The organism is Acidovorax sp. (genome assembly GCF_016783915.1).
Classification (GTDB): domain Bacteria; phylum Pseudomonadota; class Gammaproteobacteria; order Burkholderiales; family Burkholderiaceae_C; genus Acidovorax.
Genome location: NZ_JADHVT010000009.1, coordinates 21,451 through 41,780 on the forward strand (window position 1 = coordinate 21,451; position 20,330 = coordinate 41,780).

The 20,330-nt window shown below is 64.5% G+C and carries 23 protein-coding genes; 12 read left to right on the plus strand and 11 right to left on the minus strand.

Annotated elements, in window-relative coordinates:
• Positions 1-25: 25 nt before the first annotated feature.
• The 8 genes from ISS20_RS03635 to kefC all read right to left on the minus strand — a co-directional run bounded on the left by ISS20_RS03635 (position 26) and on the right by kefC (position 9,031).
• On the minus strand, positions 26-487 hold the full coding sequence (locus ISS20_RS03635) for a PaaI family thioesterase (protein WP_291433793.1): 462 nt from the start codon (positions 485-487) through the stop codon (positions 26-28).
• Positions 487-1,173 carry a transglutaminase family protein gene (locus ISS20_RS03640; protein ID WP_291433795.1) on the minus strand — a complete coding sequence of 229 codons (687 nt, stop codon included), beginning with the start codon at positions 1,171-1,173 and terminating at the stop codon, positions 487-489. Before ISS20_RS03640 ends, ISS20_RS03635 begins: the two co-directional genes overlap by 1 nt.
• A 105-nt stretch (positions 1,174-1,278) precedes the next feature.
• Positions 1,279-1,926, minus strand: a complete 648-nt coding sequence (locus ISS20_RS03645) for a trimeric intracellular cation channel family protein (RefSeq protein ID WP_291433797.1) — start codon at positions 1,924-1,926, stop codon at positions 1,279-1,281.
• 181 nt (positions 1,927-2,107) lie between these two features.
• The gene (locus ISS20_RS03650; protein WP_056066043.1) at positions 2,108-2,476 is read right to left on the minus strand and encodes a hypothetical protein; all 369 of its coding nucleotides are present in this window, start codon (positions 2,474-2,476) and stop codon (positions 2,108-2,110) included.
• Positions 2,473-3,309 (minus strand): hypothetical protein, encoded by an 837-nt coding sequence (locus ISS20_RS03655; RefSeq protein WP_291433800.1) that lies wholly within the window; start codon positions 3,307-3,309, stop codon positions 2,473-2,475. Before ISS20_RS03655 ends, ISS20_RS03650 begins: the two co-directional genes overlap by 4 nt.
• Positions 3,310-3,349: 40 nt before the next feature.
• Positions 3,350-4,495 carry a PepSY-associated TM helix domain-containing protein gene (locus tag ISS20_RS03660; protein ID WP_291433802.1) on the minus strand — a complete coding sequence of 382 codons (1,146 nt, stop codon included), beginning with the start codon at positions 4,493-4,495 and terminating at the stop codon, positions 3,350-3,352.
• A 31-nt stretch (positions 4,496-4,526) separates the two neighbouring features.
• Positions 4,527-6,704 carry a TonB-dependent siderophore receptor gene (locus ISS20_RS03665; protein ID WP_291433803.1) on the minus strand — a complete coding sequence of 726 codons (2,178 nt, stop codon included), beginning with the start codon at positions 6,702-6,704 and terminating at the stop codon, positions 4,527-4,529.
• 425 nt (positions 6,705-7,129) lie between these two features.
• Positions 7,130-9,031 carry a glutathione-regulated potassium-efflux system protein KefC gene (kefC, locus tag ISS20_RS03670; protein WP_291433804.1) on the minus strand — a complete coding sequence of 634 codons (1,902 nt, stop codon included), beginning with the start codon at positions 9,029-9,031 and terminating at the stop codon, positions 7,130-7,132.
• Between the two features lie 258 nt (positions 9,032-9,289).
• On the opposite strand from kefC, the gene ISS20_RS03675 reads away from it, so the two are divergent.
• The 4 genes from ISS20_RS03675 (at position 9,290) to ISS20_RS03690 (ending at position 12,220) form a co-directional block, all read left to right on the plus strand.
• Positions 9,290-9,928 (plus strand): LysE family transporter, encoded by a 639-nt coding sequence (locus ISS20_RS03675; protein ID WP_291433805.1) that lies wholly within the window; start codon positions 9,290-9,292, stop codon positions 9,926-9,928.
• A 139-nt stretch (positions 9,929-10,067) separates the two neighbouring features.
• Positions 10,068-10,685, plus strand: a complete 618-nt coding sequence (locus ISS20_RS03680) for a ParA family protein (protein WP_291433807.1) — start codon at positions 10,068-10,070, stop codon at positions 10,683-10,685.
• 96 nt (positions 10,686-10,781) lie between these two features.
• Entirely contained in the window at positions 10,782-11,246 is a 465-nt protein-coding gene (locus ISS20_RS03685) for a MaoC family dehydratase (RefSeq protein WP_056066019.1), read from the plus strand.
• A 32-nt stretch (positions 11,247-11,278) separates the two neighbouring features.
• Positions 11,279-12,220: a LysR family transcriptional regulator gene (locus tag ISS20_RS03690; RefSeq protein WP_291433811.1), complete on the plus strand. Its 942-nt coding sequence runs from the start codon at positions 11,279-11,281 to the stop codon at positions 12,218-12,220.
• Here the strand turns inward: ISS20_RS03690 and ISS20_RS03695 are convergent.
• Both ISS20_RS03695 and ISS20_RS03700 read right to left on the minus strand, forming a co-directional pair.
• Positions 12,213-12,740, minus strand: a complete 528-nt coding sequence (locus tag ISS20_RS03695) for a tRNA (cytidine(34)-2'-O)-methyltransferase (protein ID WP_291433813.1) — start codon at positions 12,738-12,740, stop codon at positions 12,213-12,215. The genes ISS20_RS03690 and ISS20_RS03695 overlap by 8 nt on opposite strands.
• Positions 12,741-12,845: 105 nt before the next feature.
• The gene (locus tag ISS20_RS03700; protein ID WP_291433815.1) at positions 12,846-13,568 is read right to left on the minus strand and encodes a ComF family protein; all 723 of its coding nucleotides are present in this window, start codon (positions 13,566-13,568) and stop codon (positions 12,846-12,848) included.
• 35 nt (positions 13,569-13,603) lie between these two features.
• Here ISS20_RS03700 and ISS20_RS03705 point away from each other — a divergent pair, with 35 nt between their 5' ends.
• The 8 genes from ISS20_RS03705 to ISS20_RS03740 all read left to right on the plus strand — a co-directional run bounded on the left by ISS20_RS03705 (position 13,604) and on the right by ISS20_RS03740 (position 19,972).
• Complete coding sequence (locus ISS20_RS03705) at positions 13,604-14,506, plus strand: biotin synthase (protein ID WP_291433817.1); 903 nt, start codon at positions 13,604-13,606, stop codon at positions 14,504-14,506.
• A 152-nt stretch (positions 14,507-14,658) separates the two neighbouring features.
• The gene (locus ISS20_RS03710; protein ID WP_056066007.1) at positions 14,659-15,135 is read left to right on the plus strand and encodes a DUF2244 domain-containing protein; all 477 of its coding nucleotides are present in this window, start codon (positions 14,659-14,661) and stop codon (positions 15,133-15,135) included.
• Between the two features lie 59 nt (positions 15,136-15,194).
• The gene (coxB, locus tag ISS20_RS03715; protein ID WP_291433822.1) at positions 15,195-16,364 is read left to right on the plus strand and encodes a cytochrome c oxidase subunit II; all 1,170 of its coding nucleotides are present in this window, start codon (positions 15,195-15,197) and stop codon (positions 16,362-16,364) included.
• Between the two features lie 30 nt (positions 16,365-16,394).
• On the plus strand, positions 16,395-18,026 hold the full coding sequence (gene ctaD / locus ISS20_RS03720; protein WP_099731038.1) for a cytochrome c oxidase subunit I: 1,632 nt from the start codon (positions 16,395-16,397) through the stop codon (positions 18,024-18,026).
• 11 nt (positions 18,027-18,037) lie between these two features.
• The gene (locus tag ISS20_RS03725) at positions 18,038-18,148 is read left to right on the plus strand and encodes a cytochrome oxidase small assembly protein (RefSeq protein ID WP_291433859.1); all 111 of its coding nucleotides are present in this window, start codon (positions 18,038-18,040) and stop codon (positions 18,146-18,148) included.
• Positions 18,149-18,165: 17 nt separating this feature from the next.
• Positions 18,166-18,801 carry a cytochrome c oxidase assembly protein gene (locus ISS20_RS03730; protein ID WP_291433826.1) on the plus strand — a complete coding sequence of 212 codons (636 nt, stop codon included), beginning with the start codon at positions 18,166-18,168 and terminating at the stop codon, positions 18,799-18,801.
• Complete coding sequence (locus ISS20_RS03735; RefSeq protein ID WP_291433828.1) at positions 18,798-19,025, plus strand: DUF2970 domain-containing protein; 228 nt, start codon at positions 18,798-18,800, stop codon at positions 19,023-19,025. Before ISS20_RS03730 ends, ISS20_RS03735 begins: the two co-directional genes overlap by 4 nt.
• A 65-nt stretch (positions 19,026-19,090) precedes the next feature.
• Positions 19,091-19,972, plus strand: a complete 882-nt coding sequence (locus tag ISS20_RS03740) for a cytochrome c oxidase subunit 3 (RefSeq protein WP_291433829.1) — start codon at positions 19,091-19,093, stop codon at positions 19,970-19,972.
• Positions 19,973-20,098: 126 nt separating this feature from the next.
• On the opposite strand, the gene ISS20_RS03745 is transcribed toward ISS20_RS03740, so the two are convergent.
• On the minus strand, positions 20,099-20,320 hold the full coding sequence (locus ISS20_RS03745) for a twin transmembrane helix small protein (RefSeq protein WP_291433831.1): 222 nt from the start codon (positions 20,318-20,320) through the stop codon (positions 20,099-20,101).
• Positions 20,321-20,330: the final 10 nt, after the last annotated feature.

Consider the following 20,330-nt stretch of genomic DNA (forward strand, 5'->3'; position numbering starts at 1 on the left):
CCTTGGGCGTGACGCCCAGGGCCGCTCACTCCACGGCGTCGCGGGGCGCCACGGGCCCGATCTTGAACACGCCGCTCACCCGCGCGCAGGGCACGCCATCAGCTGTGACCAGCCCTTGCGCAAACACCAGCGAGCGTGTGATGCGCAGCGGCTCGGCCTCGCCCTCCACCCAGGCGCCCAGCGGCGCGGGGGCCAGGTAGTCGATCTGCAGGCTGATCGTGGGCAAGAAGCGGTCCGACACCTGGTCGCTTTTGCGGTGCACCGACAGCGGCACCAGCATGTCGCAAAAGGTGGCCATCATGCCGCCATGCAGGTTGCCCATGGGGTTGGTGTGGCGTGGCTCCACGCGAAAGCCGAACTTCACCACGTTGCCCTGGTGCAGCACATACAGCGGGCCGTTGTGCTGGATGTAAGGGCCCCCGGCCACCAGCGGCGTAAAACCTGCGGGGATGGGGGCGGTGGTGGCGTTCTCGGGGGCGTGCGTCATCAGCGGGCTTCCTTTTCAATGTCGTTGGCAAAACTGGCGTCCTGCAGGCTGCTGCGGGTGGCGTCACCCTGCAGCCAGCCGCCGTACACCGTGCGAAAGTCGGCCTCGATCTGCGCGAGCGGCATGTCGTCAAACGCGCCGCGCTGGTGCACGTATTCCATGTGGCGTGCGCCCGATTGGTCGAACGGGTGGTAGATGGAATCGTTCTCGCCGTCGAACTCCAGCGGCAGCAGGCCAAAGCGCTCGCACAGCTCGATGTTGAAGGCGGGTGTGGCCTTGCGCCAGGCGCCATCGAGCCAGATGTCGGTGTAGCCATGCCAGATGAAGAGGTCGGTCTTCATGGTCTCGCGCATGCGCTCGGTGCTCAGGTGGTTGCGCACATCGGCAAATCCCATGCGCGCCGGGATGCCCGCCGCACGGCATGCGGCCGTCAGCAGCGCGGCCTTGGGCACGCACCAGCCGTAGCCGTTGGCCAGCACGGTGCTGGCCGTCATGCCCTGGGGCGACAGGTCGATGCGGTAGGGGTCGTAGCGGAAACCATCGCGCACGGCCAGGTACAGGGCCACGGCGCGTTCGCGGTCGGTGGCGCCACGCGCGTGTTCGGTGGCGAAGGCCTTCACAGCAGGGGCGTCGCTGTCGATGAGGGCCGTGGCGCGCAGGTGGGCGGGCGTGGGGGCGCTGGTCATGGTGGGTTGTCTCCTGCAGTCTGACGGGAACCAGTGTGCGGGCCCCGGGCTCTGGATGCTGTCACAGGTGCGCCAGCCTTGCTGTGCCAGGGCTGGATGCCTTGGTCACACCCGCCATGCGGGCAGCTCCCAGTTGCGCCACACCGCCAGCCCGCGCAGCCCGGCGGTGAGCAGCATGCAGACCACCAGCGGCGCCCAGTCGGGAGCCTGCATCTGGCGCAGGGCCACGTCGGCCCAGCCGCCCGCAAACGCGCACAGCGCATAGGGCCGGTGGTCGCTGAAGGCCTGGGGCACCTCGTTGCACAGCACGTCGCGCAGCACACCGCCAAACACGCCGGTGGTCACGCCCATCATCACGCTGATGATGGGCGGCATGCCAATGGCGGTGGCAATGTCCACGCCCACAGCGGCAAACAGGCCCAGGCCGATGGCGTCGGGCAGCAGCATGGCGCGCTCGGTGGGCTCAAAGTGCCGCTGGCGCATGAACAGCATGGCGCCGATGCACAGCGCCAGAATGCCCCACACAAACTCGGTGTGGCGAATCCAGAAAAAGGGCCGCTGGTCCAGCAGCAAATCGCGCAGTGTGCCCCCGCCAAACGCGGCCACGAAGGCCACCACACACACGCCCACGGCATCCAGCCGCTTGCGCGCGGCGGCCATCACGCCCGACAGTGCGAAAGCCACGGTGGCGGCCACTTCCAGCACAAAGCGCAGGGTGTGCACCCAGGGGGCGTTGATGATCAGCGAATCCATGGCGACGATTGTGCCGTGGCCGCTGGCGATTCCATGGGGGGTTAGTCGCTATCTATTTGATAGCTACTGAGGCATAAATCAGTAGCGCTTGGACGTATTTTGAGCAAAAAATGTGCAGATGGGCGTTGTGTATGCCCGGTAGGCCCCGTCAGGTCCCGGTGCAGCACTTGCCTGCGTCCACTCAGCGCAGCAGGCCCTCGCCCAATGCGCAGGCCACCAGCGCCAGCACACATCCGCCCAGGCCCAGCCACCCCAACCGCAGTGCCCAGCGCTGGCTGGCCTGCGGCCACAGGTTCATGGCCAGCACCAGCAACCAGCCCAGCACCATCCATGCGGCCAGCACCAGGGCCACACCGGCGACCCAGCCAGCAGCCAGGCTGGCGGTGGTGGTCTGCAACAGCAAGGTGCCCAGCGCCACCGCCTTGGCGCGCCATCGCGCCGCCCCCGTGGGTGTGTCATCGCCCCACGCACGGGTGGGCACTGTGCGGGCCCAGCAGGCCAGTGCCACCAGCGAGGCCAAGGCGGCGGCAATGCCCAGCAGTTCGTTCATGCGGTCTCCGAGGGCTGTGGGTGGCGCGGGGTGTGACGGGCGCGGCTGCGATGGCCCAGGCTCCGGGCCCCCAGCCGGTGGTGCAGCGACCACACGCTGCTGCAGGCTGCTGCCGCGCACAGCATGGCGGCCACCCAGCCTTGCTGCAGCCCGGCCTTTGCTGCCAGGCCGGCACAAGCCAGCCCTGCCAGCAGCCACAGCAGGGCGCTGGTGCGGGGCGCCCAGGTGCGCACCGTGGCCGCAGGCAACCCGACAAAAAAGGACAGCAGCAGGCCCAGCATGCCGGCCGATCGAGCGGGCTCAACAGCCACGATGTGCGCCAGACGGAATGACTCCACCGCCAGCGCCGCGCAAAGCCAGAAGGGCAGGTGCGCCAGCTGTGCCAGGGGCCAGGGGCGGCCCGTGTGGGACACCACATGCCGTGGTGCCGCCGGGGCGATCGCAATGGAAGGGCGACTCCCCCGGCGCCGATGAGCCTGCTGCACCCGCTGCGGGCCCATGAACGCAGCCACGCCCGCGCATACCAGACCCGTGGCCGCAAGGCCCAGGGCCATGGCAGGTGCCAGGGCGCTACCGAGTGCCAGGCCGGTGAGCGCTGCCACAGCCAACAGCGCCCCGGTGCTGCCCAGCGCCACCCGCCACAGCGCCAGCGTGCGCAGCGCCCACGCGGCCAGGACCGACATCAGCAGCCACACGGCAATGAGCACCCACACCGTCCACACGGGCCGCTGCGCCAGCGGGGCCAAGCCCGCAGGTCCCCACAGGTGTACGAACACCGCCACGAGGAGCGCTGCGGGCACGGTGGCATGCAGGGCCAGAAAGAAACGTTGCATGGTGGGTGGGTGTGGTGTGGAAGGTGGGGGCTGATGCCCGTCAGCCCGCCGCGATGGCGTTGCCTGCGGACGCCGGATGTGCCGCGTCGGCCTCGCGCCTGCGCTGCTGGCGCGCATCCAGCCAGATCAGCGTGCCCGAGATCGACAAAAACGCCGGGGTCATGCCCAGAAAAAAATACAGCCACTTGAGCGCCAGCCCGCCAAAGTCGCCGAAATGCAGCGGCTCCATCAGGCTGTTGACCAGTGACCAGAAGCCCGCCGTGCGTGGGTCGTGCACCTTCTTGGGAACGCCCGTGACGGCATGGATTTCCACCCGCGCGGTGCTGGCCAGGTGGCCGCGCAGGTTGCCGGTGAAACCCGCCTCAGCGGTGCCTGTGCCCCAGCGGCGCAGGGACACATAGCGCGCCTCCAGCCCCGGCACGGCCTGCTGCGCGGTGGCATACATCGCATCCAGCGACTGCATGGGCGCAGGCTCGCTGCCCTCGGCCTTGCGCACGGGCTGAGAGGGCGCCATTGCGGCAGGGGTGGTGATGAACTTGTAGCCCTGCTCGAACAGCGGCGCCAGGCCCATCCACGCGCCGGTGGTGGCGATCAGGATGTGAAAGCCCAGCCCCCAGATGCCGGCGGACTTGTGCAGGTCCGACATCACCACGCGAAAGCTGCGGCCCCAGCGCTGGGTGAACAGCTCGGCCAGGATCTTGCGGTGGATGACGATGCCGGTGGCAATCAGTATCAGCATCGCCGCGCCGAGGAACCCCACGATCCAGCGCGGCCCGAAGAACAGGAACACATGCAGCATGCGCAGGTACTGGCCGAGCTGGCTGTCCACCGGGCCCACCACCGTGCCGGTGTCGGAGCGCAAGGCCACCTTGGTGCGCGTGTGGGCCGGGGCTCCGCGCTCGCGCACAAACGCGAAGTAGCTGGGGTTGACCGCATCGGGCAGCGCGATGGTCTCCACCGTCGCGCCCGGGTAGCGGGTCTGCAGCTGCGTGAGCACCGCGTCGAGCGAGGCCGGCTTTTCGGAGCGTGGCAGCTTGGCCAGTGAAGGGTTGGCCCAGAGGTCGATCTCGTTCTTGAACACCACCACCGAGCCCGAGAAACACACGATGAACAGCAGCAGCCCCGTGACGATGCCGGCCCAGGAATGCAGGGTGAAGAGGCGGTTGAGCGTGCGCTGGCTGGTCATGGCGTGTGGGCGGCAGGGTGGGGGCGCTGCGTCAGAAGAAGTACGTCACACCCAGGCTGAAGCTGCGGGGCAATGCGGGCGAGACCACGTTGGCGTTGATCGCGCCGTCGTAGTACGCCTTGTTGAACACGTTCTTCACGCCCGCTGTCACGCGGTAGTTCTCGCCCATGTAGCTGACGGACGCATCGGCCACAAAGTACGACGGCAGCGTGAAGGGGTACGAGCCGATCTGCTCGCTCACGTAACGTCCGCCCAGTCCCAGCGTCACCCGCTGGTACTGCGGCAGTTTGTAGGTGGCCCAGGCGGTGAGTGTGTGGCGCGGCGTGAGGTTGAGCGGCAGGCCCACAATCGCCGCGTTGTTATCGCGCGTGACCTTGCTTTGTGTGTAGGTGTAGGCGCTGGTGATCTTCCAGCCGTTCTTCAGGTCGGCGCCCAGCTCCAGCTCCAGCCCGCGCGCGCGCTGCTCGCCGGTCTGCACGCTGAAGCCGGTGTTCACCGGGTCGGCGGTGGTCACGTTCTGGCGCACCAGGTCGAACACGGCGAGCGCGCCGGTGATCTGGCCACCGGGGGCCTCGTACTTCACGCCCGCCTCCCACTGCTTGCCGGTTTCGGGCACGAAGTTCGATCCACCAAACGTCAGGCCCGACTGGGGCAGGAAGGACTCGCCATAGCTGCCATACGCGGCCCAGCCCGGCTTGAACTCGTACACCAGGCCGGCCGACAACGTGGTGGCGTTGTCCTTCTGGCGCGTCTGCGTGTTGGCCACGCGGTTGTTGGTGTCGTTGGTGGACCAGTCGCGGCGCAGGCCCACCAGGGCCGTCCAGCCCTGCCCGAACTTGATCTGGTCCTGCGCATACAGGCCCGCCACGGTGAGCTTGGAAGGCGCATCGCTGGTCAGCGCCTCGGGGCAGGTGGCCTGCATGCCGTACACGGGGGCAAACAGGTCCAGCGCGCCGATGCGGCAGGTGCGGCTGGCCAGCAGGCTGGTGCCGCTGCGCACATCCAGGCCCGTCACCAGCTGGTGCTTTACGCCCAGCGCCTCGAAACGTGACAGCAGCGAGGTGTCGGTGGCCAGCAGGTCGTAGTCCATGTACTGGCGCGAGGCCTGGCGGTTCTGCAGCCGCTGGTTGGCCTGCAGCGCCTGGTTGGAGACGAAGTTGCCCGTGCCCTTCTCGGTCTCGTAGCGCACGTTCTGGCGGAAGGTCATGGCATCCGACAGGCGATGCTCCAACGCATAGCCCACGGTGGTGCTTTCCACGTCATACACACCGAAGCTCGGATCGCCCGTGAACATCGTGCGTGACAACGTGCCATTGCGGTTGGGCAGCACCGTGCCATAGGGCGTGATGCCCTGCTGGCGCATCCACTCGCTGCGGCTGTAGGTGGCAAACAGCACCAGGTCGGTCTGCGCGCCCAGGTCGATGGAGAGCGACGTCGCAAACCACCGGTCCTTGCGATAAACGAACTGTGTGGGATCGTCGGCGTTCGAGACCTGCGCATTGATGCGCAGTGCCGTCTTGCCCGATTCGGACAGCGGCCGGTTGATGTCGGCCTGCAGCGTGCGCTGGCCGAAGCTGCCCATTTCCACGCCCACCTCGTTGATCGCCTCCTTCTTGGGCCGCTTGCTCACCGCGTTGACGACGCCGCCCGGCTGCACCTGGCCGTAGAGCACCGAGGCCGAGCCCTTGAGCACCTCGAAGCGCTCGTAGCCATAAGGCTGCAGCTTGGCCCACATGCCCGGGCTTTGCACGAGGCCATCGACCAGGATGGACTCGGTGGAGCGAAAGCCCCGGATATTCAGGTCGTCAAACCCCCGGCGCCCAAAGTTGACCGGGCTGACCCCCGCCACGGTCTGCAGCGCCTGCTGCACGTTGGTGATCTGCCGCGATTCCATCTGCTCGCGCGTGACCACGCTGACGGACTGCGGCGTCTCCAGCCGCCGCATGGGCGCCTTGCTGGCGGTTTGGGCCTCCACGGGTGCAAAGCCCATGTCTTTTTCGGTGCTGGCGTTGATGCGGACTTCCTGCAACTGAGGGGCGGTGGCTGCGGCCGGGTCGGAGTCAGGAGTGGCGACCTGCTGGGCCGCGGCGACTTGTGCCACACACAAAGCGAGGGGCGTCAGGGCGAACAAACGGGCCTTTCGGGCCGTTGATGAGCAAGTGTGGGCGGACAGCGAACAATGCGCCGCGCGCGAAGGCAGAGAAGACATGGGGGTCCCGATCAAGGTGAGCAGACAGCAGACGCTGGGGTGCTGGCTCACGTGATTTCTCGGGACGCTGGCTGGCGGAATTCGTTATTTTAATGCGAATAGTTATCGTTTGTTTCTTGGGTTTGATCGGAGTGTGTCCGTCGCCCGTAGCGCCGCAGGCGGGGGAGTGGGGGAGTGTGGGAGGTGCGGCGAAGGATCATGGTTGTAGCCCAGCCCGCAGCCGCCTTGCGCACACTGGCCAGCACTGGCTGGCGGTGCTGACCAAAAGGGATGGGAGGATAGGAGGGGGAGGATCTGGCCGTGACCGGGCAGCAAATCGATTCGCTGTTTTCCGGTTGCCGCTCGCGCTTCAGCGTGAAGAGTTGATGTGGTGCATTTACTATCAAAATAAGAGCAATTGGCGCTTTATTTGAAAGCGATATCGCCTATTTTTGATCGAGCTCCTGAGCACTGGCGGCCCCATCGCTTCTCACCGTATCGTCTCCCCCGCCATACCCCGGGTACTCCGCCCCCGCCGCATTCATCGCCGCACTCTCCTGTCGCTCTTTGGCCATCTGCTCGGCGAACTGGTTGCGCCCTTCGCGGGCCACGGCGATGAACTTGGCGCGGTCCTTGTGGTGCGGGTACATGCGGTCGGCCAGTGCGATGTTGTGGGTGCGAAAGCGTTGGGTGATGGCCGTGGCTTCTGCGGTTGGGCGGCCCATCAGCTCCAGCACGGTGTGCGCGCTTTTGAGGCTGGCTTCAAACAGCTCGCGCTGCACCAGCGTCACGCCCAGGTCGCGCAGCTTGTTCCAGTGGCTGATGTCGCGGGCGCGGGCCACGATCTGCAGTTGCGGGAAGTGTTCGCGCGCGAGCTTGGCGATCTTGAGGGATTGATCCGCATCGTCCACGGCAATGACGAGGATGCGTGCGCGTTCGGCCCCGGCGATGCGCAGCAGATCAAGCCGCGTGGCATCGCCGTAAAACACGCGGTAGCCAAAGGTGCGGGCTACTTCCAGCATGTCCACGCTGTGGTCCAGCACGGTGGTGGGGATGCCCTGGGCCAGCAGCACGCGCGAGACGATCTGCCCGTAGCGGCCGAAGCCCGCGATGATGATGGGAGCCTCTTGGGGCTCGGAGATTTCCTCGGCCTGGGGCCCGGTATTGAGCTTGGCGTAGCGGCGCAGCAGCACGCGGTCCAGCAGCACCAGCAGCAGCGGGCTGATCAGCATGGACAACGCCACCGCGCCAATCAGCAGCGAGGCGGTTTCGGCCGGGAACACGCTGGCGCCCGCAGCCGCCTGGAACACCACAAATGCAAACTCGCCGCCCTGGGCCAGCAGCAGGGTGAAGACGGGGCGCTCCTGGTAGGGGATGCCGACGATCTTGGCCAGCGTGTAGATCACCACGGCCTTGGCCGCGAGAAAGCCGACCAGAATGGCCGCCATGAGCCAGGGTGAGCGCAGGATGACGCCAAAGTCGATGCTCATGCCCACGGCAATGAAGAACAGGCCGAGCAGCAGGCCCTTGAAGGGCTCGATGTCGGCCTCCAGCTCGCGCCGGTATTCGCTGTCGGCCAGCAGCACGCCGGCGAGGAAGGCGCCCAGCGCCATCGACAGGCCCACCAGCACCATCAGGTAGGCAATGCCCACCACCAGCAGCAGCGCGGCGGCGGTGAAGATTTCGGGGGTGTTGCTCTTGGCGATCCAGCGCAGCACGGGGCGCAGCAGCAGGCGCCCGCCCAGGATGATGGCGGCGATCACGCCGACGATCTTGAGCACCTCCAAAACCATCTCGCCCGGTGTGTGGCCCGCGCCTTCGCCAGCGGCCGCGCCCAGCACGGGCAGCAAGGCCAGGATGGGGATGGCCGCCACGTCCTGGAACAGCAGGATCGAAAAGCCTGCCTGGCCGCTGCTGTTGCGCATCAGGTTGCGCTCGGCCAGCACCTGCAGCGCAATCGCCGTGGACGACAGCGCCAGGCCCAGTGCGCCCACCAGGCTCACGCGCCAGGGCAGGCCCGCCAGTGCACCCAGCGCAAACAGCAAAGCGGCGCAGCCCAGTACCTGGGCCGTGCCGGTGCCAAAGATGGGGCGACGCAGTGCCCACAGGCGGCTGGGTTGCAGCTCCAGCCCCACGAGGAACAGCATGAGCACCACGCCGAACTCGGCAAAGTGCAGGATGTCTTGCACGTTGCTGACCAGCCCCAGGCCCCAGGGCCCGATGGCGATGCCCGCCGCCAGATAGCCAATGATGGCGCCCAGGCCCAGCGCCTTGGCAATGGGCACGGCCAGCACGGCGGCAGTGAGGTACAGAAAACCGTAGGTGAGCCAGGTGGGGGCGTGTTCCATGGATGGGAGTGCGCTTGGGGGTCGTCGTGGGGTGGGCAGGAACACCGTGCGCCCAAGGGTGGGGCCGGTGTGGCCGATTCTGGCACTGCGGCAAGGCTCTGGGGCGGTCACCGGGTGAAGGGTGTTGATTGCTCTTGATTTGATAGCTGTCAAGGCATGATCGTGTAGCGCATGCGGCTGTTTTTATGCAGATCATGGTGCATGCGGCCCTGCGTTGCTAAGATGCGGGCCCTTCTTCGCACACAGGCACGGTGACCCATGGATTTGCAGACTTGGCTGGCTTTTTTTGCGGCGTCTTGCCTGATTGCGGTGTCGCCGGGCTCAGGGGCCGTGTTGTCGATGAGCCATGGCCTGTCCTTCGGGGTGCGCAAGACGGGCGCCACCATCCTGGGCCTGCAGCTGGGGCTGTTGCTGATCTTGCTGATTGCCGGTGCGGGCGTGGGCTCGCTGCTGCTGGCGTCCGAGGTGGCGTTCAGCATCGTCAAGGTGCTGGGTGCGTGCTACCTGATCTATGTGGGCTTCTGTCAGTGGCGCGCGGGCGACAAATCGCCGGTGAAAGGGGACGAGGAGACCCCGGCGGGCACCTGGCAAAAACGCTGCCTGACCGGCTTTCTGACCAACGCCACCAACCCCAAGGGCATCATCTTCATGGTGGCCGTGCTGCCCCAGTTCATGACCGACACGCGCCCGCTGTGGACGCAGCTGCTGGTGATGGCCGCCACCACGGTGACGGTGGACGTGGTGGTCATGCACGGCTACGCTGCGGGGGCGAGCGCCCTGCGCCGCCTGATGCGCAGTGCGCGGGCCGTGCGGGCGCAAAACCGTGTGTTCGGCGGCTTGCTGATGGCGGTGGGAGCCGGGCTGTTCTTTGTCAAGCGCGGCGGCCAGCACGCCTGAAACGCCTGAAGCGCGCTTGGCGCCACTGGGCTGTCTGGATGGTGCTTCGATTTTGATAGCTGCTGGCGCATATGAAATATGCGCTTGGAGCTGATTTGGCTTGTATTTTCATGGACCTGCAGATTCCAAGGAGCTTGTCATGCCAGTAGTTGTTGTCGCCAACCCGAAGGGCGGCGTGGGCAAGTCCACGCTGTCTACCAACATCGCGGGCTACTTTGCCAGCCAGGGGCATCCCGTGATCCTGGGCGACACCGACCGGCAGGAGTCCGCCAAGCTGTGGCTCGGCCTGCGCCCGCCCGCTGCCCGCCCCATAGGCAGCTGGGACACCAGCTCGGACGTGATCAGCCGCCCGCCCAAGGGCACTACGCATGCGGTGCTCGATACCCCTGCCGGGCTGCACGGCTGGCGCCTGAAAGATGTGCTCAAGCTGGCTGACAAGATCATCGTGCCGCTGCAGCCCAGCGTGTTCGACATCTTTGCCACGCGCAGTTTTCTGGACCAGCTGGCCGAGCACCGCCGGGCGGAGGGCGTGCAGATCGGTATCGTCGGCATGCGCGTGGATGCGCGCACCAAGGCGGCCGAGCAGCTGCACCACTTTGTGGACAGCCTGGGGTTTCCGGTGCTGGGCTATCTGCGCGACACGCAGAACTACATCCACCTGGCAGCACACGGCCTCACGCTGTTTGACGTGGCCCCTGGCCGCGTGGCGCGCGACCTGGAGCAGTGGCAAGGGATCTGCACGTGGCTCAATTCTTGAAGGACAGCGTGAAGCACAACGCAAAACCAAGCCCCCGGGAAAACACCTGTCACCCGGCAGACAAGGCGCGCCTGGGTGCGGGGCTACATTGCGACGATGAAAATCTTCCGCTCTTACTCCGAAGTCAGCGCCTGCGTGGGCCAGGAGGTCGCCGTGACCGACTGGATCACCATCACGCAGGAACAGGTCAACCTGTTTGCCCAGGCCACGGGCGACCACCAGTGGATCCATGTGGACCCCGAGCGTGCCAAGGCTGGGCCGTTTGGTGCGCCCATCGCGCACGGGTTTCTCACGCTGTCGCTGATCCCGCAGTTTTTCGAGACGGGGCTGACCATCGAGGGTGCGCGCATGGGCGTGAACTATGGGCTCAACAAGGTGCGCTTTACGGCTCCGGTGCCAGTGGGCAGCCGCTTGCGCGCGCGCCTCACGCTGCAGGCTGCCGAGCCCGTGGCGCCCGATGGCATGCAGATGACCTGGCTGGTGACGGTGGAGCGCGAGGGCAGCGACAAGCCGGTGTGCGTGGCCGAATCGCTGGCGCGCAATTTCGGCGCCCCGGCCTGAGCCTGGTCGCCATCGGGCAGGAGGTCTGAACCATGGACCGCTTGCAAGCCATGAAAATTTTCGAGCGCGTGGTGGAAGAGGGCGGCTTTGCCGCCGCCGCCCGCGCCATGGACATGTCACCCCCCGTGGTCACCCGCATGGTGGCCGAGCTGGAGCAGCACCTGGGCACGCGCCTGCTGCAGCGCACGACCCGCAAGCTGGCGTTGACCGATGCGGGTGAGTCGTACCTGCAGCGTGTGCGCGCCATCCTGCACGAGATCGACGATGCCGAGGCCGCCGCCGCAGCCAGCACGCGCGACCTGCGCGGCACCATCCGCATCGTGGCGGCGCCGGTGCTGGCCACCAACTTCCTGGCGCCCATGGTGGCGATGTGGCATGCCCACTACCCCAAGCTCATGCTGGACATCAGCATGGACGCCTATGCATCCAGCCGCGTGGATGAGTTCGATGTGACCATCATGGTGGCGGGCGAGGACTTTGACGCCAACATCGTCGCGCGCCCGCTGGTGCAGGGCGAGGCGATTGTGGTGGCGTCCCCCGACTACCTGGAACGCCGGGGCATTCCGCGTGAGCCGCAGGACCTGGTGCACCACGACTACCTGCGTGATTCGAGCGCGCCCGTGCGCCTGCAGTCAGGGCCTGGCCGCAAGCTGCGCCTGCAGTCGCTGCGGGCAGACGTGCCGGACGAAGAAGTGGACGCACCGGCGGTGTTGCAGTCCGTCAGCACCGAGCTGCTGATGCGTGCGGCCGTGGATGGGGCGGGAGTGGCTGTCACTTCGCGCCTGCTGGCCGAGGAGCACCTGGCCCGTGGCGAGCTGGTCCACATTCTGCCGGGCTGGATCTTTTCGCGTTACACGATTTATGCGGCATTGCCTTCAGGCCGCATGCTGCCCGCCCGCACGAGGGTGTTTCTGGATTTCCTGACCGAACACGTGCCCCGCGCAGTGGCGGAAAAGTCCGGACACCTCAGTTGAGCTGCGCAAACCCGCTGATGATCGTGCCTTCGGGCTCGACCACTACCTGCCCGTCGGGCATCGCAAAGCTGTTCTGGCGCCAGGCCTCGAAGACGGTCACCGCCACGGCGTTGGACAGATTGAGGCTGCGCTGACCCGGCACCATGGGCAGGCGCAGGCGCTGGGCGGGTGGAAAGCTCTCGCGCAGCTCAGGGGGGAGCCCCCGCGTTTCAGCGCCAAACACCATCCAGTCGCCGGGCAGGAAGCAAGTGGAATGCACGGGCTGCGAGCCGTGGGTGGTCATCGCAAACATGCGGGTGGGGTCCGGTTGGGTATCCCGCAGAAACGCGGTCCAGCCCGCATGGACCTGCACGCTGGCGTACTCGTGGTAATCCAGCCCTGCACGCCGCATCTGGCGGTCTTCCATCGAGAACCCCAGGGGCTCGATCAGGTGCAGCGTGCACCCCGTGTTGGCCGCCAGGCGAATCACATTGCCCGTGTTGGGCGGGATCTCGGGTTCGACGAGGACGATATGGAACATGCTCGCCATTGTCATCGTTGGACCTGTGAGTTGAGCAACCGCTCGTAATAAAAAGTATCCCTTTGGTACTTCCTAGCTACCTGTTGGTGTACCTGTTTGGGCTTTTCAGTCCAACCCCGTGCGCGCCAGCACGGCGGCCGTGACATGCGCAACGCCGGCCTCGCGCAGCGCCTGTGTGGCCGCGTGCAGTGTGGCGCCTGTGGTCATCACATCGTCGATCAGCACCACCCGCTGGCCGCGCAGGGCGGTAGCGCGGGCGGGTTCGAGGGCAAAGGCGCCGCGCAGGTTGCGCAGCCGCTCAGCCCTCGGCAGGCCGCTTTGTGCCTCGGTGGCGTGCAGGCGCAGCAGGGTCTGGTGGTCGGCCTTGGCGCCAGCCAGTTGCCTGGCCAGCAAGGCCGACTGGTTGAAGCCCCGCTCGCGCAAGCGCTCGGTGGATAGGGGCACTGCCAGCACGCGGTCGGCTGTCTCCAACGCCGGCTCCATCCACGGCGTGCTGCGCATGAGCGTGGCCAATGCTCTGGCCCATCCGGGGTCTCCGCGAAACTTGAACTGCGCCAGCGCATTGGCCCAGGGGTAGGCATAGTCCACGGCGGCAATGCAGGCATCGAAGCTGGGTGGGTTCTGCAGGCAGGTGCCGCAGACAGCGACCCCTGCGGGCACTCGCAGGGCGCAGCGCTGACAACGCGTGGCGGGCTGGGCGAACCGCGCCGCGCAGGCGTTGCAGATGCGCTGCGACGGCCAGGCGTGGCACACGGCGCACTGGCTGGGCACTTTGTCCGCCCAGGCGTGGAGATGGCGTGAAATCCCTGGCAAACCCAAAAAAACCATGAATCAATATACTCGCGCGTCCTTCTGCCCCGCCCATGTCCTCCGAGCGTCCCCCCACCATTGATCCTGTTGCTGCTGCCCGCTGGCATGCTGCGGCCCCGGCCACGTCCCCTTGGCTGCATGAAGAAGTGGCGCGCCGCATGGAGGACCGACTGCAGTGGATTCGCCAAGCCCCAGCCTTCTGGTGCCATTGGGACCCCGTACGTGGCGGCCTGCAGGCGCATGCCCTGGTGAGTGCTCGCTACCCACATGCGCGTTGTCAGGTGTACGAGACCAGCGCCCATTGCGAACCCGTTGCGCGGCAGGCACTGGCCAAACCGTGGTGGAGCCCAGCCCGCTGGGGCGCTGGGGCCCTGCAGGTTGGCCCACCGGCCGATGCTGGCGTGAACATGTTGTGGTCCAACATGGCGCTGCACATGGCGGCTGATCCGCAAGCCCTGATCGGCCGTTGGCACCGGGCTCTGGCGGTGGATGGCTATCTGATGTTCTCGTGTCTCGGACCGGACACGCTGCGCGAACTGCATGGCGTGTATGCCGCCATGGGCTGGCCACCTGCAGGTCATGCCTTTACCGACATGCATGACTGGGGTGACATGCTGGTACACGCAGGGTTTGCAGAGCCGGTGATGGACATGGAGCGCATCACGCTCACGTTTGCCACACCCGAGCGGCTGGTTCAAGAGCTGCGCGAGCTGGGCGTCAATTTGCACCCTGATCGCTTTCCCTCATTGCGCGGACGGCGCTGGCGCGACAAGCTCTACCAAGTGCTGTCCGAGCGTCTGGCCGATCCGGGTCAAGATGGTCAGTTGGCACTGACTTTTGAAATCATCTATGGCCATGCCTTCAAGCCAGCACCCCGGGTGCGCGTCAGTTCCAGCAGTGCGGTGTCGCTGCAGGAAATGCGCGCCATGTTGCGTAAGGGCGGCACGGAGAGCTAACCTGTAACGGCGTGTCAATGACTTGGAACAAGGCACGCTACAATTCTTGGTTATTGAGATTTCGGGCATCTTCCCGCGCAATTTGGCTGGCTGTGCCTGTTGTGCCCAAGGCGCAACGCGTGCTGCAGTCGGCAGTCTTGTGAGCACTCACGGTGACGGGCTTGGTTTTTCGTTTTGCCACGGTGTCGGGTCAGCGCATCGACTGGCGTCTGGTTCGCAATTGTTCGGTCACGCCGACGCAATTGGGCTGGATGTATTTGTCGCTGTGTGTGGTGTCCCTGGGAATCGCGACATTCTTCTGGATGCTCGGCGCCCACCTGGTGATGCCCTTCGCATGGCTTGAAATCGTGGCAGTAGGGATTGCATTCGCCATGTACGGTCGCCATGCGGCGGATGGCGAGAGGATTTCATTGCAGGGCTCACGCCTTGTGGTGGAGCTGGAGACAGCAGGCAGGCTGGAGCGCGCGGAGTTTGACCGGAGCCGGGTTCGCGTAGAGCCCAAGACGGGAGACCATTCGCTGATCACGCTGTCTGCGCAGGGCCGTTCGGTGGAAGTGGGGCGCTATGTGCGGCCCGAGCTTCGACCGGCCCTGGCATCGGAGATCCGCATGGCCTTGCGCGCTGCCTGACCCCACGCAGGCGCGCGAAAGGGATTGGTTAAATTGAGGCTTAGAAGTAAGTGAGAACTATGAAGAGCATTTCCAACAAGCTGGCTTCTCTGCTGCTGATTGCCGGTGCATGGGTGGGCTCCGCAGCCCATGCCGTTCAGGACCTGCCTGGCGGCCCTGCAGTCAACCAGCTCAACCTGGCGCCGCCCGTCACCAAGATCGCAGAAGAGCAACATTTTCTGCACTGGATGATGTTGATCATCTGCACGGTGATCTTTGTTGCAGTGTTCTCTGTGATGTTCTATTCGATCTGGAAGCATCGCCGCTCCAAGGGCGCGAAGGCTGCCAACTTCCACGAGTCGGTGACGGTGGAAGTGGTCTGGACCATTGTTCCGTTCATCATCGTGATCCTCATGGCCCTGCCTGCCACCAAGGTGCTGGTGGCCCAGAAGGACACCACCAACGCCGACCTCACGATCAAGACCACGGGTTACCAGTGGAAGTGGGGCTATGACTACATCACGGGCGAAGGCGAAGGCCTGGCGTTCATCTCCACGCTGGACAGCAGTCATCGCGTGATGTCCGACAGCGGCAACGTCAAGGACGCTCCCGCCAACTACCTGCTCAAGGTGGACAACCCCATGGTGGTGCCGGTCAACAAGAAGATCCGCATCATCACCACGGCCAACGACGTGATCCACGCCTTCATGGTGCCTGCCTTCGGTATCAAGCAGGATGCGATCCCCGGCTTCGTGCGTGACACCTGGTTCCGTGCTGAAAAAATCGGTGACTATTATGGCCAGTGCGCTGAGCTGTGCGGCAAGGAACACGCCTACATGCCCATTCATGTGAAGGTTGTCTCCGCTGAGGACTACACCGCCTGGGTGGCCGACCAAAAGAAGAAGGCTGCCGCCAAGCTGGACGACCCCACCAAGGTGTGGGCGCTGGACGACATCCTCAAGCGCGGCGAGAAGGTGTACGCTGCCAACTGCGCAGCCTGCCATCAGGCCAACGGCAAGGGCGCTGGCCCGATCAAGGCACTTGACGGCGCTGCCGTAGTGCTCGATGCCGACCATGCCAAGCAGATTCAGGTGCTGCTCAAGGGCCAGAACAATGGCGCCATGCCTGCATGGGCGCAGCTGAGCGACACCGACATCGCCGCCGTGGTCACTTATACCAAGAACAACTGGTCCAACAAGACCGGCCAGCTGGTGCAGCCAGCTGAAGTTGTGGCCCAGCGTGGCAAGTAATCATCGCCCCATCGTATTGAGGAATTCACCATGAGCGCAGTACTCGACAACCACGGGCACGCTGGCGACCACGCACACGACGGCCACGACCACCATGGCCCCACCGGCTGGCGCCGCTGGGTGTTTGCCACCAACCACAAAGACATCGGTACGCTGTACCTGTTGTTCTCGTTCACCATGCTGATGGTCGGCGGCATCCTGGCCCTGCTGATCCGTGCCGAGCTGTTCCAGCCCGGCCTGCAATTGGTGAACCCCGAGCTGTTCAACCAGCTCACTACCATGCACGGCCTGATCATGGTGTTCGGCGCGATCATGCCGGCCTTCGTGGGTTTTGCGAACTGGATGATCCCTCTGCAAATTGGCGCATCCGACATGGCCTTTGCACGCATGAACAACTTCAGCTTCTGGTTGATGATTCCTGCGGCACTCATGCTGGTCAGTTCGTTCTTCATGCCTGGCGGTGCTCCCGCTGCAGGCTGGACGCTGTATGCACCGCTGACGCTGCAGATGGGCCCTTCCATGGATGCGGGCATCTTCGCGATGCACATCCTGGGTGCCTCGTCCATCATGGGCTCGATCAACATCATCGTGACCATCCTCAACATGCGCGCTCCCGGCATGACTTTGATGAAGATGCCGATGTTCGCCTGGACCTGGCTGATCACTGCCTACCTGCTCATCGCCGTGATGCCTGTGCTGGCTGGCGCGATCACCATGACGCTGACGGACCGCCACTTCGGTACCAGCTTCTTCAACCCCGCCGGCGGCGGTGACCCAGTGATGTACCAGCACATTTTCTGGTTCTTCGGCCACCCTGAGGTGTACATCATGATCTTGCCGGCCTTCGGCATCATCAGCCAGATCGTGCCCGCGTTCAGCCGCAAGAAGCTGTTTGGCTATGCCTCCATGGTGTATGCCACCTCGTCCATCGCCATCCTGTCGTTCATTGTGTGGGCCCACCACATGTTCACGACCGGCATGCCCGTGACCGGCCAGCTGTTCTTCATGTATGCCACCATGCTGATCTCCGTGCCTACGGCCGTGAAGATCTTCAACTGGATTGCCACCATGTGGCGCGGCTCCATGACGTTTGAAACCCCCATGCTGTTTGCCGTGGGTTTCATCTTCGTGTTCACCATGGGTGGTTTCACCGGCCTGATCCTGGCCATGGCCCCCATCGATATCCAGCTGCAAGACACCTACTACGTGGTGGCCCACTTCCACTACGTGTTGGTGGCCGGTTCGCTGTTCTCCATGTTTGCAGGCGTGTACTACTGGCTGCCCAAGTGGACGGGGGTGATGTATTCCGAAACGCGTGGTCAGATTCACTTCTGGTCGTCGCTGATCTTCTTCAACATCACCTTCTTCCCGATGCACTTCCTGGGCCTGGCAGGTATGCCACGTCGCTATGCCGACTACCCCATGCAGTTCGCCGACTTCAACGCCATCGCGTCGGTGGGTGCGTTTGGTTTCGGTCTGGCGCAGGTGTATTTCTTTGTGGCAGTCATCATCCCTGCCATGCGTGGCAAGGGTGCAAAGGCCACGGCCAAGCCATGGGATGGCGCCGAAGGCCTGGAGTGGGAAGTCCCATCCCCTGCGCCTTTCCACACGTTTGAGAATCCTCCCAAGCTGGACGCTACCGCAACCCGCGTGATTGGCTGAACACCATGTCCATGACCACCGAGCAAAAAAAGAGCAACCTGCGGCTGGCGCTGATCCTGGCGTCCGTGGCGGTGGTGTTCTTTGTCGGGTTCATGGTCAAGGTGGTGTTGCTGTCCAGCTGAAGCCACCGGCCAACACCATGAGCCTGCACCGCGAAAACGCCAAGATGGTCGGCAAGCTGGTCGTGATTGCGGCTGGCATGTTTGCCTTTGGCTACGTGCTGATCCCGATCTACAAGCACATCTGCGAAATGACGGGCATCAACATCCTGTCGTTGTCCGAGCGGCAGGTGCCAGGCAACGGCGTGGCAGGCAAGGACGTGCGGGTGCCCGCCAACACGCAGGTGGACAAGTCGCGCACCATCACGGTGGAGTTTGACGCGAACTCGCGCGGTCCGTGGGACTTCAAGCCAGCGCAGCGTTCCGTGCAGGTGCATCCGGGGGAATTGACGACGGTGATGTACGAGTTTCAGAACGTACAAAACCGCCGCATGGCCGCCCAGGCCATCCCTAGTTACGCACCCCGCCAGGCCGCAGCGCACTTCAACAAGCTGGAATGTTTTTGCTTCAACCAGTACACGCTGGAGCCTGGTGAAAAGAAAGCCTGGCCCGTGGCGTTCGTGATCGATCCGAAATTGTCCAAAGACGTCACCACCATCACGCTGTCGTACACCTTTTTCGAGGTGGGCGGCAAGACACCGGCAGCGCCCGAATCGACGGCGGCGGTCGTGTTGCCCGCGCCCGGCTCTGCAGGTTTGCAAGGGTCCGGGTCATGAGTGCGCCACTGGAGCCGTCGGCATACGTCAAGCCCCTGCACCGCAAGGTATCGTTGCTGCGCACGGTGCGTGCAGTGGCATGGTCGCTGATTGGCTTGCGCAAAGGCAGCGAGTACCAGCAAGATGTCGAAAAGCTCAATCCGATTCACATCATCGTGGTGGGATTGTTCGCGGTTTTCTTGCTCGTCATTGGTCTGATCGGGCTGGTGAACTGGATTGTGTGAGTGTGTGTTGGCTGGTTCGTGCGAACAAATACTGAAAACAAAGATTTTGAGAATCAGGAGCTGAAATGAGTGCATCAACCCACGGCGGAACCCCGTACTACTATGTGCCCGCCGAGTCCCGCCACCCGGTGATGGCCGCGGCCGGTCTGTTCTTTGTGATCCTGGGCGCAGGCCAATGGATCAATGGCCATGACTGGGGCAAATATTCCCTGGCCGTGGGGCTGGTCTGGTGGCTGTTCACGCTGTACCAATGGTTTGGCGACGCAGTGCGTGAGAGCGAAGGAGGCCTGTATGGTCACAAGATCGATCTGTCGTACCGCTGGAGCATGAGCTGGTTCATCTTCTCTGAGGTGATGTTCTTTGGCGCGTTCTTCACAGCCCTGTGGTGGGCGCGCTCGCACTCGGTGCCTGCGCTGGGCAGCCTGGACAATGCGCTGCTGTGGCCCGATTTCAAGGCAGTGTGGCCCAGCATGGCGGCTGGTGTCACCGCTTCGCCTGCGGGCATCATCGAGCCCTTCCAGACCGTGGGCCCCTTCTGGTTGCCCACCATCAACACCGCTCTTCTGCTGACCTCGGGCGTGACGCTGACCATCGCCCATCACGCTCTGCGTGAAAACCACCGTGGCAAGACCATTGGCTTCATGTGGGCCACGGTGCTGCTGGGCTTCGTGTTCCTGCTGGTGCAGGGCTACGAGTATTACCACCTGTACACCGACCTGAACCTCAAGCTCAGCTCGGGTGTGTTCGGTTCCACGTTCTTCATGCTCACCGGGTTCCACGGCTTCCACGTGTTCCTGGGCATGTTGATGCTGCTGGTGATCACGCTGCGCCTGCAAAAGGGTCACTTCACGGCTGACAAGCACTTTGGCTTCGAAGGTGCCGCCTGGTACTGGCACTTTGTGGACGTGGTGTGGCTGGGTCTGTACGTGCTGGTCTACTGGATGTAAGTCAGGCCCGGACGCCATCAAAAAAAGCGCCTCGCGGCGCTTTTTTTGTTCCACCCTCTGTGCGTGCTGGCCAGTGGTGGCCTGTGATGGGCCCAAGCCTCCCAGGCTGCGGACCAAGCCCTCAGTTCAACGGGTGGCGGGCAGGCCGGTGGGCTGGATATATCCCAGCTGCCAGGCCACCAGAATGCACAGAAACAGCACGATGGACAGCCCGACACGCACCGCCAGCGCCTTGGCCATGTGGTTGCCCTTGCTCTTGTCGTCGCGCCCATTGCGCATCATGAAGAACAGGGCCGATGCCAGGCTGGCCAAAATGGCGACGAACGCCAGCACTACGAGGTATTTCATGGAGCGCATT

Excerpts from the sequence above, each read along its gene's own strand:
- ISS20_RS03680 (WP_291433807.1), top strand. The coding sequence starts at position 10,068 with ATGCCAGTAGTTGTTGTCGCCAACCCGAAGGGCGGCGTGGGCAAGTCC.
- ISS20_RS03665 (WP_291433803.1), bottom strand. The coding sequence starts at position 6,704 with ATGTCTTCTCTGCCTTCGCGCGCGGCGCATTGTTCGCTGTCCGCCCAC.
- ISS20_RS03640 (WP_291433795.1), bottom strand. The coding sequence starts at position 1,173 with ATGACCAGCGCCCCCACGCCCGCCCACCTGCGCGCCACGGCCCTCATC.
- ISS20_RS03705 (WP_291433817.1), top strand. The coding sequence starts at position 13,604 with ATGTCCTCCGAGCGTCCCCCCACCATTGATCCTGTTGCTGCTGCCCGC.
- ISS20_RS03735 (WP_291433828.1), top strand. The coding sequence starts at position 18,798 with ATGAGTGCGCCACTGGAGCCGTCGGCATACGTCAAGCCCCTGCACCGC.
- coxB (WP_291433822.1), top strand. The coding sequence starts at position 15,195 with ATGAAGAGCATTTCCAACAAGCTGGCTTCTCTGCTGCTGATTGCCGGT.
- ISS20_RS03660 (WP_291433802.1), bottom strand. The coding sequence starts at position 4,495 with ATGACCAGCCAGCGCACGCTCAACCGCCTCTTCACCCTGCATTCCTGG.
- ctaD (WP_099731038.1), top strand. The coding sequence starts at position 16,395 with ATGAGCGCAGTACTCGACAACCACGGGCACGCTGGCGACCACGCACAC.
- ISS20_RS03655 (WP_291433800.1), bottom strand. The coding sequence starts at position 3,309 with ATGCAACGTTTCTTTCTGGCCCTGCATGCCACCGTGCCCGCAGCGCTC.
- ISS20_RS03675 (WP_291433805.1), top strand. The coding sequence starts at position 9,290 with ATGGATTTGCAGACTTGGCTGGCTTTTTTTGCGGCGTCTTGCCTGATT.
- ISS20_RS03685 (WP_056066019.1), top strand. The coding sequence starts at position 10,782 with ATGAAAATCTTCCGCTCTTACTCCGAAGTCAGCGCCTGCGTGGGCCAG.
- ISS20_RS03695 (WP_291433813.1), bottom strand. The coding sequence starts at position 12,740 with ATGTTCCATATCGTCCTCGTCGAACCCGAGATCCCGCCCAACACGGGC.
- ISS20_RS03650 (WP_056066043.1), bottom strand. The coding sequence starts at position 2,476 with ATGAACGAACTGCTGGGCATTGCCGCCGCCTTGGCCTCGCTGGTGGCA.
- ISS20_RS03725 (WP_291433859.1), top strand. The coding sequence starts at position 18,038 with ATGACCACCGAGCAAAAAAAGAGCAACCTGCGGCTGGCGCTGATCCTG.
- ISS20_RS03645 (WP_291433797.1), bottom strand. The coding sequence starts at position 1,926 with ATGGATTCGCTGATCATCAACGCCCCCTGGGTGCACACCCTGCGCTTT.
- kefC (WP_291433804.1), bottom strand. The coding sequence starts at position 9,031 with ATGGAACACGCCCCCACCTGGCTCACCTACGGTTTTCTGTACCTCACT.
- ISS20_RS03730 (WP_291433826.1), top strand. The coding sequence starts at position 18,166 with ATGAGCCTGCACCGCGAAAACGCCAAGATGGTCGGCAAGCTGGTCGTG.
- ISS20_RS03700 (WP_291433815.1), bottom strand. The coding sequence starts at position 13,568 with ATGGTTTTTTTGGGTTTGCCAGGGATTTCACGCCATCTCCACGCCTGG.
- ISS20_RS03745 (WP_291433831.1), bottom strand. The coding sequence starts at position 20,320 with ATGAAATACCTCGTAGTGCTGGCGTTCGTCGCCATTTTGGCCAGCCTG.
- ISS20_RS03690 (WP_291433811.1), top strand. The coding sequence starts at position 11,279 with ATGGACCGCTTGCAAGCCATGAAAATTTTCGAGCGCGTGGTGGAAGAG.
- ISS20_RS03740 (WP_291433829.1), top strand. The coding sequence starts at position 19,091 with ATGAGTGCATCAACCCACGGCGGAACCCCGTACTACTATGTGCCCGCC.
- ISS20_RS03635 (WP_291433793.1), bottom strand. The coding sequence starts at position 487 with ATGACGCACGCCCCCGAGAACGCCACCACCGCCCCCATCCCCGCAGGT.